11 protein-coding genes are annotated in these 18,889 nt (G+C 41.7%); 2 read left to right on the forward strand and 9 right to left on the reverse strand.

Features of this window, described 5'->3' with window-relative positions; genetic code table 11:
• Positions 1–23: 23 nt before the first annotated feature.
• From P2W71_RS27770 to P2W71_RS27810, 9 genes are all read right to left on the reverse strand, one after another.
• Positions 24–866 carry an alpha/beta hydrolase gene (locus tag P2W71_RS27770; protein WP_276374822.1) on the reverse strand — a complete coding sequence of 281 codons (843 nt, stop codon included), beginning with the start codon at positions 864–866 and terminating at the stop codon, positions 24–26.
• 213 nt (positions 867–1,079) lie between these two features.
• The gene (locus P2W71_RS27775) at positions 1,080–3,149 is read right to left on the reverse strand and encodes a TonB-dependent receptor plug domain-containing protein (protein WP_276374823.1); all 2,070 of its coding nucleotides are present in this window, start codon (positions 3,147–3,149) and stop codon (positions 1,080–1,082) included.
• Positions 3,150–3,358: 209 nt separating this feature from the next.
• Positions 3,359–3,871, reverse strand: a complete 513-nt coding sequence (locus P2W71_RS27780) for a YfiR family protein (protein ID WP_276374824.1) — start codon at positions 3,869–3,871, stop codon at positions 3,359–3,361.
• Positions 3,872–3,877: 6 nt separating this feature from the next.
• Entirely contained in the window at positions 3,878–4,327 is a 450-nt protein-coding gene (locus P2W71_RS27785) for a response regulator (protein ID WP_276374825.1), read from the reverse strand.
• A complete protein-coding gene (locus tag P2W71_RS27790) occupies positions 4,324–5,721 on the reverse strand; it encodes an ATP-binding protein (protein ID WP_276374826.1) in 1,398 nt (465 codons plus the stop codon). Before P2W71_RS27790 ends, P2W71_RS27785 begins: the two co-directional genes overlap by 4 nt.
• Before the next feature lie 67 nt (positions 5,722–5,788).
• Positions 5,789–7,792, reverse strand: coding sequence for a response regulator (locus tag P2W71_RS27795; protein WP_276374827.1), 2,004 nt, complete (start codon positions 7,790–7,792; stop codon positions 5,789–5,791).
• Positions 7,789–8,895, reverse strand: a complete 1,107-nt coding sequence (locus P2W71_RS27800) for an ATP-binding protein (RefSeq protein ID WP_276374998.1) — start codon at positions 8,893–8,895, stop codon at positions 7,789–7,791. Before P2W71_RS27800 ends, P2W71_RS27795 begins: the two co-directional genes overlap by 4 nt.
• Positions 8,896–9,369: 474 nt before the next feature.
• A complete protein-coding gene (locus P2W71_RS27805; protein ID WP_276374828.1) occupies positions 9,370–9,507 on the reverse strand; it encodes a hypothetical protein in 138 nt (45 codons plus the stop codon).
• A gap of 258 nt (positions 9,508–9,765) precedes the next feature.
• Positions 9,766–13,833: a hybrid sensor histidine kinase/response regulator transcription factor gene (locus P2W71_RS27810; protein ID WP_276374829.1), complete on the reverse strand. Its 4,068-nt coding sequence runs from the start codon at positions 13,831–13,833 to the stop codon at positions 9,766–9,768.
• A 280-nt stretch (positions 13,834–14,113) separates the two neighbouring features.
• Between P2W71_RS27810 and P2W71_RS27815 the strand changes: the two genes are divergently transcribed.
• A complete protein-coding gene (locus P2W71_RS27815; RefSeq protein WP_276374830.1) occupies positions 14,114–17,182 on the forward strand; it encodes a TonB-dependent receptor in 3,069 nt (1,022 codons plus the stop codon).
• A gap of 48 nt (positions 17,183–17,230) precedes the next feature.
• A complete protein-coding gene (locus P2W71_RS27820; RefSeq protein ID WP_276374831.1) occupies positions 17,231–18,817 on the forward strand; it encodes a RagB/SusD family nutrient uptake outer membrane protein in 1,587 nt (528 codons plus the stop codon).
• The last annotated feature ends 72 nt before the right edge of the window (positions 18,818–18,889 follow it).

Genomic DNA, 18,889 nt, shown 5'->3' on the forward strand with positions numbered 1-18,889 from the left:
AACACCTCAACACTTCTACACTTTTAAAGGTGTTCTTTCAACCATACCTCCAGTAACTTTGGCCATGTCTCGGCAGCGATGTTTCCCGGGTACATTCCATACCCATGGCCACCTTTTGGAAGCATGTGCAATTCCACGTTTGCCTTTGCATTTTGTAATGCCGTTGCCAAGGCAAGCGCGCTTGGGGCGCTTGCATCGTCCATCGTTTGAAAAATGAAAGTATCAACGGTCTCGCCAGTGGCTTGAAGTTCTGGCGTTAACGAACGATTAGGCCCTCCGGAAAGGTATCCCGGATAAATGATAATCATTCGATCAGGCGTGCCCGATTGTTCGTCGGAATCGTCTTGCGTAGGATAACGTTGCGTTGTTGAAGTCATCCCGGCGCGCGCCACAACGTGTGCACCGGCAGAGAATCCCATAGCGCCAATTCTTTTTGCATCTATACCATATAGCGCTGCGTTTTGTCTAATCAATTTCAATGAGCGCTGAAGATCTTGAAGGGCTCCGTCTCGCTTGTCCGGTACCCGATAGTGTAACACAAAAACAGTGTATCCTAATTTTGTCAGCCAGTCAGCGATGGCGTAACCTTCCTTGTGGACGGCAAGCCGGACATAGCCGCCTCCGGGGCATACGACCACAGCTTTACCATTTTTGTCACTCGCTTTTGGTTCAAAAACAGCGAGAAAAGGATTGGTCACTTCTACCACGCGTATACTTCCATCCTCTAACGTGGTAGGTACAGGCGCGCTTTTAGGCTTGGTTTCTCCCGGGACTTTATTGGGCCAGAGAAATAGCGAATCGGTTTGTCCATAAAGTGCAATAGAGGTGGCAAAGAAAAACAAGAGTGAGAGTTTTGTTGGAAACACAATAATCTGTTTTAGTATTCAAAAGGTAATTAAACATCCGCCTACACCACCCTGTACAATGTCAAGTATGAAGATACACTTTACTTTGGATTTCCTCCATAGAAGTATGTCTGCAAGCCTGTAGCTAGGCCTAAGAGGTCGCAAAATATTTTTGGGTCAAGAAAAAAAAGCCGTCGCAGGTTTTGCGATGGCTGTGGTTTTTAAATAATCGTGTTACATTTTGAAGGACAGCCCACCGAATATCATGGCCGGTGTCATATCACTCAAATAATATTCACGCGATTGTTTGTTGAGAATGTTTTTCGCATTGACAAAAAGTGACAGGGCTTTGATAGGCGTGAATGATATTTTGGCATTTATAATTGCTTTCGATTCTACTTCACCTTGCCCACTGCCATCGGTAGTAAATAAGTTCGAGATATGATAAAAAGTGTGTTTGGAAAAATAGTATCCGTTCACATTTACGTTAAACTTGCTGAATTGATAATTAACATAAATTCCACCGTAAGCTTTTGGTGTGAACTTGTGGTCCATCTCAGTACCCATGCCGGAATATATGTTGTTGTTTAAAGGATCAAAATTATTGAGCGGACTAGGGGAAGCATCACTTGTATTCGTAAAGTGTGTATAGTCGTGTAAGGTGGTCTTTTGAATGGTAACAAATGGTTTTATCGTCAATTTTTTTAATTGAATGTGTATAGATGTGGTGATGCCCATTTGGCGCACCGACAATGGTGTATTTAAGGTATGGGAATCATAAATTAGCAGGAAAGGATAATTATCAGGTATTACACTTGTGGGGGTATCGATGATATTCGCTGAGAAGTTTTTTGTTTTTGTAGAATAACCTTCAATGTCAAGCGTAATTTTCTCTGATACTTTACCCCGGTAACCGACTTCGAACATAGTGGAACTTAAGAGATTCAGGTTTTTATTTCCAAGCATATTATTTAGCATATACGTTTCAGGCTCAGTGCCCAACGGCAGCGTCAGAAACAGGTCCTGGTAAGTATCATAAATGAATGGAGATCGAAATGCTTTGGAATAAACAATCCTGAACAAATTATTCTTATTTGCGCTGATACTGGATGCAGCTTGGTACGACCAGTATAAATCACCTGGATACGTGAATTGATCGGCCCGTATGCCGCCCGTTAGCCGAACGCTTTCCTTCCAAAAGCTATATTCACCACGCAGCGTTGCGCCATAGGTTTCCATGTGCCTCCTTCCATTGATAGTTCCTTCTCTTTTTGAAGCGTCACCTCGTTTGGTGTCATCATAAATGGCGCTTCGATATGCAATTGCGGGTTTGATGGAAAGGCGTTTTATTTTGAATTCATATTCAAACGATAAATCCGTGTTGTAATAGTCAAAACTCGTCTTGAATCCCAAAACAGTCTGTTGATTGCCGGTGTTGAAAGAAAATTGAGTGGTGAGTCTGGAGATTGCGGCCCTTATATCTACGTATTGGGATGTTGAAGTGAAGGTATTGATATTAGAAACAAAACTGTCGAAGGTGCAAGTTTGTGCTTCCGACTTTTGTAGGCCAGCGGACAAATTCAATTCAACTTTGCTGGTTGGCGTATAGTTAATGAAAGCATTTGCGCCATGCTTTATTAATGAACGATCAGGGTGTGGATATACTTGGAGCGGATCAAGTGTTGACAAGGAGTCGATGGTATTAAACCATCTCTGTTTCTGAAGATCCTGGTAAACTATTTCTCGACCGCGTGATTGAAAATTAGCTGACATGATGGCGGTTAGTTTTTTATTAAACCTATAACCAACAGCACCATTTATAACAGAAGTGCGTAACGTTCCGATCTGCGTTTCTACCTGGGTATGCAATCCATACTTCTCAACCTTGTTAGTAATAATATTGATTACACCTGAAACAGCATTTGGACCGTACAAGGTCGAAGAGGGGCCGCGAATTACCTCGATCTTTTGAATGTCATTTAAGTCGATAGGAAGTGATTCCCAAATAATACCTCCTTGTAAATAGTTGTACACGGGTCGATTATCGATCATGACCAGTGCAGTAGTATTGGTTGAACTAAGGCGTAATGAATTTGGAGGTACGTTGTCGAGCCCACGAATATGAATATCATAATTTCCGTTGGTTAATTGCCGAACGATAAGGCCTGGAATTAACCTTAATGCTTCCATAATGGACGTAGCGCCTGAAAGGCTGATTTCCTCTTTGGTCAATACTGATGCCGACAACGGTGCGTTGAATAGTGTTTCTGCTTTTTTAGACGCCGATACGATTGTAACGTTCATCAAATCCTCAAAGCTCAGGCTAGTAATATCAACTGAGTCTGATTGGGGCTGGGAGTGCGCGTTTATGCAAATAAAAGATAGAAAGAGCCATAGTATCAAAAAGTTCCGTCTGATACCGAAAGTGTTATTGGCCAATAGCTTTAATCTCTTGCAATTCGCTTTGCGATCCATGGTTAATGTGAGCCTGTTATTCTTTTGTTTCAATAGTGTCATAATAAAATAGCTAAGCGCAATAATCCTTCAGTCGGCACCAAACCTGCTCGGTCCAATGCATCTTTTTTTATTTTAAACCTTAGTTTGTCGTTTTCAACGATGAAGCTTATCATGGCCCCTCGCTTCACTAAATCTTCTTTAGTGACAAGCAATACACTTTTTCCAACGAGCATTTCGAGAAGGGTAGTGAGCCGCTTATTTTCTATATCAGGACAATAGAGAATTTGGCAAGAAGCGATGTCAATAAAAGTTTCAAATATTTTAATCTGAATTTCTTTGCCGGCAATTTTTTTTCCTTTTAACGTTCTTTCCAGTGCGTCGAAAGCTTCTGTATCAGTGCCATAAACCCCGATAACAAAAGTCTGATGGTCAGTGGGCCATTTAATATATTTTGCGAAATTAAAAATATAGGCTGCGCGGAGTTCTGATTCAGAATTTTGGGCGTGCAGATTCTGAATCGAAGAAGCTAAAAAAACTAGTGCACAAAAATAAAGCTGTCTTATACCCATACAGGTTTATACATGCTGGTCGTTCGGCATACGTACAGGCATTTCGCAGAGATGCCAGTAGGCGCTCAGCGTAGCCACTGCATTGGCGAATCCCTCGAACGATAGCGGTTTTAAAATATAACCCGCCACGTTTAAATTGTATGCTGCCACTTTATCACTTTCTTCGTTGGAAGTGGTCATTACGAAAACACTAATGCTTTTCAAAGCTGGTTGCTTTCGAAGTTCGACGAGAAATTCAATACCTCCCATTTTTGGCATATTGATATCCAGCAAAATGATGCCAGGTGAAGGAATCTCTGCGCCCGGTTGCCGTCCTAGCAAAGCATCAAGAGCTTCCAGACCATTGTTCACCACATACAATGGGTTACTTATTTTATTCTTTCGAAATGCGCGTTGAACATTCATGATGTCAACCTCATCGTCTTCCACAAGAAGTATATTAATTAAGTTTGTCATGACGCAAGTTTATGTACGTTGAAATTGTTTCTTATTGCTTCAATTTTTTTTGGCCATGTAAAAATGAATCGGGCACCCTTGCCAAGTTCAGATTCTACGCGAATTGTTCCGCCGACATCTTCAACACATTTTTTAGCAATCGATAATCCCACACCGGTGCTTTCTACTTTGTCGCGTGCGGCAAGTGTCTGAAAGATCGTAAACACTTTTTCATGGTACTTGGGCTCAATACCCATTCCGTTGTCAGCTACCGAAAACTCGTAGACGTTTTCCCTTTCCTCGACGGCAATGGTGATAACTGGGATATTTTTATCATTATACTTGATAGCGTTTGAGATAAGATTACTAAATACTTGATTCAATAATAATTTCTTCGTTTTGAACAACGGCAGGTTCGGAGCAACCATAATTTGAGTGCAATGGGAGGGATTGAGAAGTTCGATTATCTCCATGATCATTTGACGTGTATCCGTCTTTTCTAAGTGGAAGGTTTGCTTGCCAATCTTCGAATATTCCAGAAGCCCATTGATCAGTCCTTCCATACGAAAAACTCTTGATCTTAGCGTTTGAAGATGTTTTTTTGGTTCCTCATCTAAGTTGTCGCCGAGGTCTTCCTCAAGCCATTCGGATAACTTGAAGATTGCACGCAACGGCGCCTTTAAGTCGTGAGATACTACATAGGAGAACTGATTTAATTCCTCGTTCTGTTTTTTAAGCTGTGCAGAGTACGCCACCAAGGCTGTTTTCGACGCTGTGAGATTATCAAGCATTTGATTGAATGCCCTGCCTAAAGCTTCAATTTCGTCGTTGCTATTTACTTGTACACGAACGTTTTCCGCGCCTGTTGAAATTGCTTTTACGGCGTTATCTAACTTCGTAATATTTTGTGTGATCTTGTGGGCAACTACTAAAGAAATCAATACACCACAGATCAGCAGGGACATGCAAAAGTAGAGCGTAGTTTTTTTAAGTTCTGTAAGGTTGGCGTATAGCGGCTTAAGAGAGTAGCCTATTACAAGCGAACCGAAAGGCAATTGTTGATACATAATATCGGTCTTGTAATAGATGATTTGGTCCTGCTCCACCAATTGATTTCCTTTCGTTGCTTCTTGGACTTGCTCAGGGATGCTAATTCCTTCTGGATTAAAGAGCGCGATGGAATGATTACCTTCACTTCTTACTGAAATGTAAACTACAGCGCTATCGCTGTTTGCCCAATTCAGCGCTTCTGTCACCGCAACGAAATCCGTTTCACCCATACCGATACCCACGCCGATAGAAAACATATTGGTTATGCCTTTAATCTTTCCATCAATTGCCCGAAGTGCCAATTGCTTCTGCTGGTCTGGGTAATACGAATAGATGAATACTGACACCAGTACGATAAGTATCATCTGAGCAATTGCGATTTTTGTTCGTATCGATATCGTCATAACTGTATAGGAGGACCCTGCTTAGAAACTATCCTGCTATTTTGTTTCTATTAAAGTGAATTCGATGTAAACCCTTATTAATGATTTTGGCAATTTTTGAAAACAGGACTTCTTGCTTAAATGGTTTTGAAATGTAATCGTTCATGCCGATCGCAATACACCGATCAATTTCAGAAGTGAGCGCGTGAGCGGTCATTGCAATGATCGGTATGTCGCATAGCGGCGCCGGTAGATTTGTTCGTATATATTTGGTGGCGGCGTAGCCATCCATTTCGGGCATTTGAAGATCCATCAAAACCAGATCATACTTCCCGGTTTTTATACTCGTAATGCTTTCGAGTCCGTTGGAGACGATATCCACAACGCATCCTGTCTTGTCCAACACACGTTTTACTAACAGCTGATTTACATGATTGTCTTCCACTACAAGGATGTTCGCATTTTCGATCTCTTGTAACGATTCCATGCTGAAGAGATCAACATCTTCTTTTACATGGATGTTATCATTGTTGGCCTTCTCAAAAGACAGTATGACAGTAAATGTGGAGCCGACGCCAGAGGTACTGTTCAAGGTAATGGTTCCGCCTTGAAGTTCGATTAAATTTTTAACTATGGTAAGACCTAGTCCCGTGCCACCATATTTGCGGGATGTTTCGTTTGAGCCTTGTACAAAACTCTCAAAGATATGACCTTGTTTATCGGGTGGAATTCCGATGCCTGTATCCTTAACGTTGAATGCGATAGAAACGCTTTCATCATATTGTTCTTTCACATGTACTTGTAAAGCGACATAACCCCGCTCAGTGAACTTTACCGCATTATTTATTAAGTTCGTTAAAATTTGATTGAGTCGAACGGGGTCGCCGATTATAAATGACGGTACATCTTGGTCAAGGTCCAGGTTAAGCCGGAGCCCTTTTGACTCAGCCTTACTGGTCAAGGCAGTGTTAACACTTTTCAGTAACCGGATTAAGTCGAACTCGATTTTTTCGAATTTCATTTTGCCGGACTGAATCTTTGACAAATCAAGGATGTCATTTATAATCACCAACAAGTTATCACCGGAGAATCGGATTGCATCAACAAATCCCTTTTGCTCATTAGTCAACGGAGTTTCGTAAAGTAGCTGGGTAAAACCGATAACCGCATTCATGGGAGTGCGGATCTCGTGGCTCATGTTAGCGAGAAATAATTCTTTAACATTTAAAGAATTTTCGGCAAGCTTTCGAGCATTTAAAAGCTCAAGCTCGGTGCGCTTTCGTTCTGTAATATCCTGTATGGTTCCAAAAACTTTCAGATCTGTATTATTATCATTCTGTACCGCATAGCCTTGTACGTTAATTGACTTGCTCCCCGATGGTACGTAAATGGTCAGATCGATATTGATGTTATTACCTTGGAGAGCCCGCGCCAGTTCTGACTTGCAGATAGCGATTTCAGCAGGGTCGAGAAATTTGTCGTAGTTACTTAACGTCGGAACAAACGCTTCTTTTGATTGCTCAAAAATTATATATGTCTCGTCCGACCAATACACGGCACTAGAGCTTACATCTATTTCCCAGCTTCCTATTTTAGCAATACGTTGTGCTTCGGCGAGTCTGGCTTCACTGATTTTAAGGGCTTGTACGGCTTTTTCCTTTTCACGCTCTGCTATGCTTGCGCGAAGTATGGTAGTAATGATTTTTCCAATGGATGTTTCATTAATCTGATCTTTGACGATGTAATCAGAAGCTCCGGCTTTCATTAACTCAACAGCTATTCGTTCGCTTCCCTGGGATGTTATAATAACAATAGGTGTATTTACTCCCAGATTTCTGATCTTCCTTAAGAGAGAAAGGCCGTTCTCGCCAGGGAGAAGATAATCCAAAAAAATGCAATCAAAATTAAAAGCCAAGACTGCGCTACTCACTTTTTGTAAATCATCACACTCAGTGATTTCGCAACGTAGGCCAGATTTTGTTAAAGAGCGCTTTAACTGAAGGCGATCGACCTCGTCATCATCAATGACTAATAATTTTATTACTTCGTTCATAAAATTATTTGGCTTGCTTTTGCTTTGGGTAATTGAAAAGTAAACTTGGTTCCTTGACCTACTTCGGAGTCAAGCCAAATTTTTCCACCTTGTTCTTCAATGATTCTTTTAACGATCGTTAACCCAATTCCTGTGCTCTCAACCTTGTCCCGTGATTGTAACGTTTGGAAAATGACAAATATTTTTTCATGAAATTCCTTGCTGATACCTGGACCGTTGTCTTCAATGGAAAACAGGTATTCATTTTGTGTTTCGGACGAACTTATTCTAACAAGTCCTTTTTCTTTATCGTGATACTTAATGGCATTGCTTATTAAGTTCGAAAACACTTGGAACAACAATATGCGTTGTGTTACCAACGTAGGCATCTTCGATACCTCGAAAGTGAAATGCTGTGGCGGGAGTAAAGAATCTAAGACGTCAGCTACCAGGTCATCGAGGTCTACAAGTTCAGGAGCGACTTTTGTCCGGCCTATTTTTGAGTACTCAAGGATACCGCTGATCAAAGCTTCCATTCGGAAAGTTCTGTTTTTCAACATATCCAGGTTTTTTCGGCTGTCCTCCGTTATTACAGAATCAAGGTCTTCTTGAAGCCATTGTGAAAGGTTGATAATTGCACGCAACGGTGCTTTGAGATCATGCGAAACGATATAGGCAAATTGATCCAGTTCTTTATTGCTTCTCTCTAGCTTTGCCGCATACTCCTCAAGTTTCTTCTCTGTTTTTTTTCTTTCAGAAATATCGTGAAGGATAATGGCTTTTAACTTATCACCAACTTCCGTATCGTAAATGATAGTTGCAGACAGCGCACAGATAATGGTTTGGTTCTTCTTCTTCAGGCTTATTTCCCGGTGATTTATTTGTTTTTCTTTTTCTAGTTCTGATAAGAATGAAAATGCCGACTCATTGTTTTCGAAGAATATTGTAATGGGCTTATCAACGACCTGCAGTTCGTCAGTAAATCCGAATATTTTCAAGGCAGCCTCATTGATGGTTTGAATGGTATCGTCTGAATTGCATACAATGAGTCCCTCTTGCATGGACCGGAGAATCTTTTTTGTTGCTTCCGTCGAAAGTTTAAAGTCTTTTGTATCACCATTCATTGTCTGCACGCGTCCATATCTAGCTTCACAAAATTAGCGGTACATAGTCTTCTCCACGGTAGTGTTAAGTATCCATTTATCGCTTGGGTGATAATTTCGTATGTATTCGTTCAATACGAATAACTAGAAAATTCTTTTTGCGATTTGTACGTAAGGGTTTTGCTGATGTTATCAGAGAATACCCTGATCTCTTTTCCTTCGTGGTCATCGAACGCAATGTAAAAATGCAAGTCTGGATTTTTGTGTAAAGAGACGCTAGCTGAGAAGTCGCATTTGCCTACATGTAATATTTCGTTGAATTTACCTGAATGCGGGTTCGATGCACCTTTACATGATCAGTAAAATATGTATGCGTAGCCTTTTTGGTTCCTGGAATATTTATTGAAAGAGTGACGAAAAGTTATCTTTAATCAACGTTGTTTAATTAAAAAAGGAGAATCACAATAGACGATTGAGATAACTCCTTTTTTTGTTTTATGCGTATCCGAACGTAACAAACAGTATCAACACAATGGTCATCAATACGAAAAATATGATCGCCTGAAATGGCGGAATTGGATCACTACTCGGGATACCAAAAATTAGCTTTATAAAACTTTTTACGATTTTCATGAAACGATCAATAATTTAAGCAACGTGGTACGCCGGTAAAAAGTGTAAAAAAGAATGGTGCATTTCGGCACCACTCTCTCGTTAGTACTTCAAAGAATCTGGCGGCGAAACTACGCTATTTTCTGAATTTTCATCTTTTAAAACGTAGTCAAAATCACAAAATTTTAACAAAAGGCGCTCTTCTTTTTAAGAAACGCCCGGGAGACACCGGAAGTCAGGGAGTAGCATTAAAATTGTACCCCTGCTTTCCGGGGGAGATTAAGATTGAAGATTTTCGGGGATATCAAAATTATGCTTGCTTTCCTTTTGCTGATATTCTTTTGGTGTAACACCAAATTCGGTTTTAAAACATTTAGCGAAGTACGACAAATTGGAGAAGCCCACTTCGTACATGATTTCGGAAATATTTCCTTCTTTGTTTTTCAGTAAAAGAGAGGCCTTCTTAATGCGATATTTTTTGATAATGTCTTTCGGTGAAAAGTGCGTAAGTGATTTCAACTTACGATACAAATGTGTTGGACTCATGCCAATCTCTTCGCTGATCATTTCCACGCTCAACGCTGGATTCGAAATGTTCGCTTCAATAATGTTCACTACTTTTCTGATGAACTTATCGTCTACATTTTCTTTTGTTCCCGGAGCCGGTTGGGTTACAATTTCAGATTTAAAATAGTTAGACAACTCCTCTTTTCGCTTCAACAAATGTTCAATGCTTGCCTGTAATAATTCCACATCAAATGGCTTTGTCAGGTACACATCGGCGCCTACGCGAATACCTTCAATTTTTTGAGAGGTCAGACTTTTTGCAGTAAGCAGAATGATTCCAATATGTGATGTTTTTGGATTTCCTTTTATCCTGCTGCATAATGTAAGCCCATCCATGACGGGCATCATGATATCGCTGATGATAATCTCCGGTAAGAAATTGGTTGCCTTTGTTAGCGCTTCTTCACCGTTTTCTGCCATCACCAGGTTGTAGTGATCCTTCAGGTTTATCCGGAGAAAGTCAATCATATCGTGATTATCTTCAACTATCAGAATGAGCGGCTTGTCGGAATCAAGATTGTATAAATATGATTTTGAATCACCCTCGTCATCAGTATTGGTTTTAGTCGCCAGGAGGTTTACCGACATCGTCTGTTCGTCTTTGTCCACCGGAAAGTGGATGCTTCCTAACGGTAGGTATACACTAAATGTTGAGCCCTTCCCGACAACACTTTCAACCCTAACCTTGCCATGATGAAGTTTCGTGTATTCCGAAACCAATGTTAATCCAATTCCTGAACCAGCTTCAATATTTTTTGTTTGTGTAGCCTGATAAAAACGATCGAATATTTTAGGCTGATCTTCTGGCGTAATGCCCATACCGGTATCTGTTACCTTGATCTCAACAAAGCCTTTTGTAAATTCCGGGTCGGCAGGATGAATTTTTAAGGATAAATCTATAGCGCCTTCAGCAGGGGTAAATTTGAATGCGTTCGACAGCAGATTATAAAGGATGGTTTCGATTTTATCCGTGTCCGCCCAGATTTTACATTCTTCTATACGAGGATTAAATGTAAAATGAATTCGTTTACGCGTTGCCTTATCGGAAAACAAGGTGTAAAGATCGCGTGCGAAAGCAGTGATATCAAAACATGTAATTTTTAATTCAAGACTGTCGTGCTCCAGTTTTCTGTAATCTAATATTTGGTTCACAACGCGAAGCAGGCGATAAGAGTTTTTTTCGGCTAGTTTCAGCAGGCTTCTGCTTTCTTCATCTAGATTTTCACGTTTTAATGTTTGCTGAATAGGAGGGAGTATTAGACTAATAGGCGTTCTTAACTCATGTGAAATATTGGTGAAGAACTGTTGTTTCGTTAATGAAATTTCTTCGGCATGTTCTTTTTCCATTCTCATGATTTTCACTTCATTCCTCCAATGAAGCTTGGTGGAATAAAATCTTAAAGCCAGAAAAATCATACAGACTACAATCACACCGTATAAAATCAGAAATGCAGGACTCAGAAATAACGGGGGCATTATTTGTACGACAAGTTCAGCTTGATTCTCACTCCATATTCCATAGTTGTTTGTGGCGCGAACCATTAATTTGTAGGTGCCCGGAGAAAGATTTGAATACACGGCGAAGTTTTTCGTGCCCGATACATAATTCCATTGGTTGTCAAACCCTTCCAGCTTGTATGCATAAATGTTCATGGACGGTTGCCAATAGTGCAATGCCGAAAATTCAACAGCAATCGACCGTTGGGAATACTTTAAAATGATGTCGGATGTGTAGGCAATATCATGGCGTAAAACAACATTCTCGTTTAAGATATCGCCTGCATTAATTTTTCGGTTATTGATTTCCAAAGACGTAATACGCACCGGCGGCTCATACATGTTCGGTCTGACCAGGGGAGAAATGCTGATATATCCATTATCACCTCCGAAGATGATCTCACCATTAGAGGCCGTAGCCACGCATCCGTCAAAAAAACTTTTTAAAGGAATGTCTTTATCCAGGGGAAACACTTCTGTATGACGATCTTTAACATCAAATTTTATGATGAACCCACCAGCTGCACCCCAGATATTTCCTTGAGCATCTTCGGTTATACTGGCTAAGGTTATGTCATTACCCGTTGTTAAAGGATGAAAAATTGCAGTGTCGCGTTGAGGTTTATATTCGATCAATCCATTCAATGTACCGGCCCAAAGACTCCCTTTTTGTGAAAAGTATAAACAGGTTATATCACGCTTTTCAGAGGTTTTGGTAAATTGATCAATGCGATTGTTGCGATAGGACTGAAGGTCAATCCGATAAAGTTCATTGTAGTTGATGGCCCAAACGGCATTTCCACCGGATACATTTTTTTCTGATCCAAAATCACCAACCAACTCAAAACGAAGAGAAGAAATGTTTTTAAAATTTCCTGTGACTTTAAATAATCCACCTTCCCAAGCACTAACCCAAAAGGATCCATCAGTGCCCTTTGTGAATTTTGCAATGTAGTTTGTGATTAGCCCATTCGTTGCGTTGGATGTGATGGCATACATTTTCTGGGCTGATTCATCCCACACATTTATGCCGCCTGCAGTTCCGATCCAGATACGTCCATCGTCATCTTCTTCCAGGGCGTACACATTGTTCAATAAAATTCTTTTTTCTCCCGGTGATTGTGTGCTGAATATTGTCTTTTGTCCGGTAGCCTGATCGATGCGTATAACGCCGTGCAAGGTAGCAAGCCAGGTTGCGCCATTTCTGGAGATGAGCGCGGATTTTACCTGATTGCCGATCGTTTGCCCATCCATCGAATGGGACACCTCGTGATAGCTATAATAATTTCGGAATTTGTTTAACCTGCTCAGTCCGTTTGAAGTCACAAACCAAATAACGCCACCTACATCTTCTCGGATCTGCCAAATAACATTATTGCCAATGGAGTACGGCAATTGTGGATTGTGAAATAAAACTTTGTTGGTGCCTTTTTCCGGATTGAAAATATTCAGGCCGAAATCCGTACCTAACCACAAATCACCTCGTTCGTCCGTGTAAATATTTTTAATCACCTCATTACTGAAGGGCGTATTTTTCTCCGTGAAATGCTGATAATTTCCCGTGAATACATTTAAAAGACAAAGGCCGGTTTCCGTCCCAACCCAAAGAAGGGAATCGTCGGACATCACAGGTTTGATATCCTGGATCAGATTGTTTTTCAAAGACGGTTTATAGTTTCCTTTCAGATCTAAAGCAACGAAAGTCTGCTTACCTGGCGCAAGTTTATTTAGCTTATCGTAAGTACCTACCCATAAATTTCCTGCCGCATCTTCGTGAATCGCGCGTATGGTGTTGTGACTTAAGTTGCTGTTTTGTGTATTGTACTCGCGTCGTTCCCCGGCAGAATATCGGATTAGCCCCGTAGCTGTTCCAATCCAGACTGCATTGGCCCTGTCTTTGTATAGTGTTCGGATAACATTATTTCTACCTATATCGATAGGTTCAATTTTGAACGTTAACGTATTGATTTTGCACAATCCTTTCCAGGTACCAACCCAAATAAAATCGCCGTCTACTAATAATGAGCTGATTTCATTCGCCGGCAATGAATGTGGATCGCCTTTCTTAAAGGTGATAAACCGGTAACCATCGTAGCGTGCGAGTCCGTTAGCGGTGCCAATCCATATGAAATCATTTTTATCCTGCGTTATCGCACTGATAATATTAGAGGGTAATCCATCGCGTATGGACAGGGATGAAAAGAAAAGCGAGTCAGCCGCTACAGCGACAAAACTATAGGTCAGCGTAACAAGGAAAATCGATATAAAAACCAGGCACCGCATATCTGTCAGCGACTTAAGGTAAAATTTTTGATGGCGCCACACGCATAATAATGTCTTTCAATTCCCGAAGAAATAACAAATTAAACGATCTGAACTCCAACTTCAACTCTTCGAAACTTCACAACCCCCGCACTTTCCCTGTTTTGTTATAAAAAGCAAGATTCCGTTCCCCGAATGGTGGATTTTTATCCATTTCTGTACGATTTGTTGCCCTCAAACACAATCGATTGAGACTACCTTTAAATCGTTTGAATCAGCGCTAAACCTTAACCCAAATAATATGGCGAAACTCTACCCGAAAACAAAAATGTGCGTGACCGTACTGTTCATTTTTTTCAGTATGCATGCCTTTTCGCAAGCCCGTATTAGTGGCAAAGTGATCTCCATCGATGATGGCAACGCTTTACCCGGTGTCAGCATTCTAGAAAAAGGTACGACCAATGGCACGGTTACCGATACCAATGGCAATTACACCATCACCGTAAACGAAAATGCTACTTTAGTTTATTCATTTATTGGATATACGACGCAGGAAGTGCAGGTGAGTGGACGCTCATCCATTGATATTAACATGGAGATCAGTGTCAGTGCTTTGCAGGAGGTGGTCGTCATTGGCTACGGCGAGCAGGAAAAGAAGGATGTTACAGGTTCTGTGATGGCGCTTGGCTCGCAGGACTTCAATAAAGGAATCATGTCTTCCCCTCAGGACCTGATGATTGGTAAAATCGCGGGAGTACAAGTCTCAACAAACAGTGGCGCGCCTGGAAGCGGTGCCATCATCCGTATTCGTGGTAACGGATCCATTGGTGGAAGCCAGGATCCGTTGATTGTGATCGACGGCTTCCCGATCGACAACAATAATATCGGAGGTCTTGATAACAAGCTGGCGTCAATCAATCCCAACGATATTGAAAGCTTCACCGTATTGAAGGACGCGTCCGCTACTGCCATCTATGGATTAAGAGCATCGAATGGGGTCATCATCATTACCACAAAAAAAGGTAAAGAAGGTAAACCACAGATTACCTACAACGGGAATGTCTCCGTCAGTGCTCCCATGAAATATGTTGACGTACTAACAGGCGACGAAATGAGAGCTTTGGGCAACACACTGCTAGCACAGAATCTTCCAGGACTAACAGCCGATGCACTTCAACGCATGGGTGATGAAAATACGGATTGGCAACGCGAGATTTATCGCAACGCAATTTCACATGATCACAATATTGGTATTGCAGGAACCCACAAATCATTTCCTTACAGGATTTCATACGGTTACACTGATCAGCAGGGGATACTTCGTACAACCGATTTTACCAGAAACTCCCTTAACATCAATCTGACACCTTCATTCTTTGATGGTGATCTGAAGGTGACAGCCACCATGAAAGGCAGTTACACCACGCAAAACTTTGGCAACACCGAAGCCATCGGCGCAGCCGTTGCGTTTGATCCCACACAGCCGGTTCGCAATGGAAGCACACGTTGGGGTGGATTCTTTACCTGGGTTGCCCCGGCTTCAGCCACCACGTTGGACCCTAACGGCGAACCATTGACACTTGCTACCAGTAACCCGGTTGCATTGTTAGAACAAAATGACAACAGGTCGTATGTGTGGCGTGGACTTGCAAACCTTCAACTGGATTATCGTCTGCGATTTTTGCCCGAGATAAAATTGACTTTAAACGCCGGCATGGACTACACAACGTCCAAAGGTCATAACAACGCTCCTGTAAATGCTGCCTGGATATTTGAAAATGGGGGAGGGCAACGAATTGATTATACCGGAGAAAACAAGTCTAAGCTGCTGGATCTGTATGCCAACTATACTAAAGAGATTGGCAAAAGCAGATTTGATATTACAGCCGGCTATTCTTATCAAAGTTTTGAACGCGATGGCTCCAACTTCGGACGCAATGCTCCGACAGGCGAATCCATCATTTATACAGATTATCAAACGGCAGTAGTCAACGGTGACAGTGTCGAAGTTCCTAGAAAATTTGTTTCAAATCCAAACTACTTGCTTTCCTTTTTTGGCAGATTGAATTATTCCTTCAATGACAAGTATTTGCTCACCGTTTCTTTTAGAGACGATGCATCGTCTCGCTTCTCAGAAGATAACCGATGGAAAATTTTTCCGGCTGCTGCCATTGGCTGGAATATTAGCAAAGAATCATTTCTGCTGCCGGTTAAAGCCATTACCAACTTAAAGCTGCGGGCGAGTTATGGAGTTACAGGTAATCAGGATGTAACCAATGTTCCTTATCCGTATTTATCAACTTATCAGTTGAGTTCTTCTACCTCACAATACCAATTTGGAAATACATTCTACAATACTTTCCGCCCTCAACCCTACGATGCAAACATCCGATGGGAAACAACGAGCCAGGTAGACGTTGGGATCGACTTTGGTTTGTTTAATGATAGGATTACGGGTACTATAGATTTCTATAGAAAGGATACGGAGGATTTAATCAACAGCATTCCCGTGCCGGCAGGTAGCAACTTTTCGAATTTCCTGCTCACCAATGTGGGAAGCTTGGTAAATAAAGGTTATGAAATCACGATCAACACAGTTCCTGTTCGAAAAGAAAAATTTGAATGGAACCTTGGGTTCAACTTCACTTACAATGAAAATGAGATCACTAAGCTGTTGAAAACAGAGGATCCAAATTATCCTGGAATCCAGGTGGGTGGAATTGGATTGCAGCGGTTTATTCAAAACATACAGGTCGGCTATCCGGTAAATACGTTCCTGGTGTACAAGCAAGTATACACCGAACAAGGGGTTCCTGTCGAAGGCCTATATGTTGACAGGACTGGTTTGGGTGGCGAAGTAACTGCGAGCGAAAACAATAAATTCCGTTATCAAAAGCCGCAGCCTGATTATTTGATTGGTATTAACTCACGCATCAATTACGGCAATTGGGATCTTTATTTCTCAGGACGTGCAAGCATTGGCAACTACGTCTATAACAACATCATGACCGGTGCAAACTACGCAAATTTCTATTACTCCACAGGATACTTTAACAATCTGCCACGCGCTGTTAATGATACGAAGTTTACAACGCTTCAACCCTTTTCAGATTACTACCTGGAAAATGCCTCATTTTTTAAAATGGATAATATAAGCCTTGGGTATAATGTTAAATCGCTTTTCAATGATAAAGTAAAAGCGCGCCTGAGCTTTACCGTACAAAATGCATTCTTCATCACGGACTATAGCGGCCTTGATCCGGAAGTAAACAATGTGAACACAGCCACGAATCAGTCCAGTAGCGGTATCGATAACAACATCTACCCAAGAGCAAGAGTATTTATGCTAGGTGTCAACCTCACGTATTAACGCCTTCTACTTCAACACTTCGAACCTCAACACTTCAACACTTTAAAGATGAAACGTAAATCGATCACAACAATAGTCACTGCGTTAGTTATGCTAACACTCGTGACCGCATGCATAAATGACTTGGATCCAAAATCTTTAGGAGCTAATTCCGTGACTTCCGTGGACGCATATAAAACACCTGAAGACTTTAAGATTGGATTGGCGAAATTGTACTCAAGTTTTGTCGTTGCAGGACAATCCGGCCCCGGTACTGATCCAGATATTTCCAACCTGGACGTCGGGTTTGGTGTTTATCTTCGGGGCTACTGGAACCTGCAGCAACTAACGACAGATGAAGCAGTGTATTCCTGGGCGGAGGATGGAGGCATACGACCATTGCACTGGCAGACCTGGACACCAACGAACTCTTTCATCGGGGCCTTGTATAGCAGGATGATGCTGACCATATCTTATTGCAACGAATTTATTCGCGCATCCAGTGCCTCCGACGATGCAGAGGTAAAGAGATTTAATGCTGAGGCCAGATTCCTTCGTGCATTGGCGTATTATCATGCCTTAGACCTTTTCGGAAATCCCCCGTTCGTAACCGACGCCGATAAACCTGGTTCCTTTTTTCCACGACAAACAAATCGGGAGGAATTGTTTGCCTATGTAGAAACAGAGCTCGCAGCGATTGAAACTGAATTGGGTGATCCGAAATTTGAATACGGCCGGGCTGACAAAGGAGCACTTTGGATGCTCCAGGCTAAACTTTATCTGAATGCCGAAACGTATATCGGGCAGAGTAAATATACCGAGTGCGTAACAGCATTAAATAAACTGTTCAATACAAATGCATACTCACTTGCCAACAACTATCGTCACAATTTCGTGGCCGATAATAATACAAGTCCTGAATTAATATTTACAATCAATCATGATGCAGCCCATACACAAACGTATGGCGGTATGGGTTTCATCATTCATGGTCAAATTGGGGGAAATATGGTTGCTTCGGATTTTGGTGTTTCCAGCGGCTGGGCACAAAATCGCGTTACACCAGAATTCGTAAGCCTTTTTCCTGATCCCAGTGGTACGCCAGATTCTCGCGCACTGTTCCATACCGATGGACAAACATTGGAAATTGAAGACGTGGGCACTTTTACCGATGGATATGCCGTCAGGAAATTCACCAATAAAACACTTGCTGGTGGAAATGCTCCCAGTGGCGGCAGCAACGAATTTGTAGATACCGACTTTCCCATTTTCCGGCTGGCTGATGCTATGCTGATGTATGCGGAAGCTGTTTTGCGGGGCGGCGCTGGCGGTACATCAGCCCAAGCGTTGAATTATGTAAATATGATTCGCGAGCGCGCCTATGGAAATGCGTCGGGAAACATTAATGCTGGCCAACTCACCCTTCAGTTCATCCTGGATGAACGCGGACGTGAGTTGTATTGGGAATGCCATAGAAGAACTGATTTGATCCGATATGGATTTTTAACGAGTGGAGGTTATCTATGGTCTTGGAAAGGAAACACGCAAGCTGGCAGTGCGACTGAAGATTATAGAAATCTCTTTCCTATTCCTGCTTTCGACTTGGCAGCTAATCCTTCGTTAAAACAAAACCCTGGTTATAGTGGTGGTGATTAATTAAATCTCTCTGAGTCGCGGATCGCATGGTGAAAATTCCAACCATACTGTTGCCGCGACATATAGATGATG

The organism is Chryseolinea sp. H1M3-3, from assembly GCF_029360725.1.
Taxonomy (GTDB): Bacteria; Bacteroidota; Bacteroidia; order Cytophagales; family Cyclobacteriaceae; genus Chryseolinea.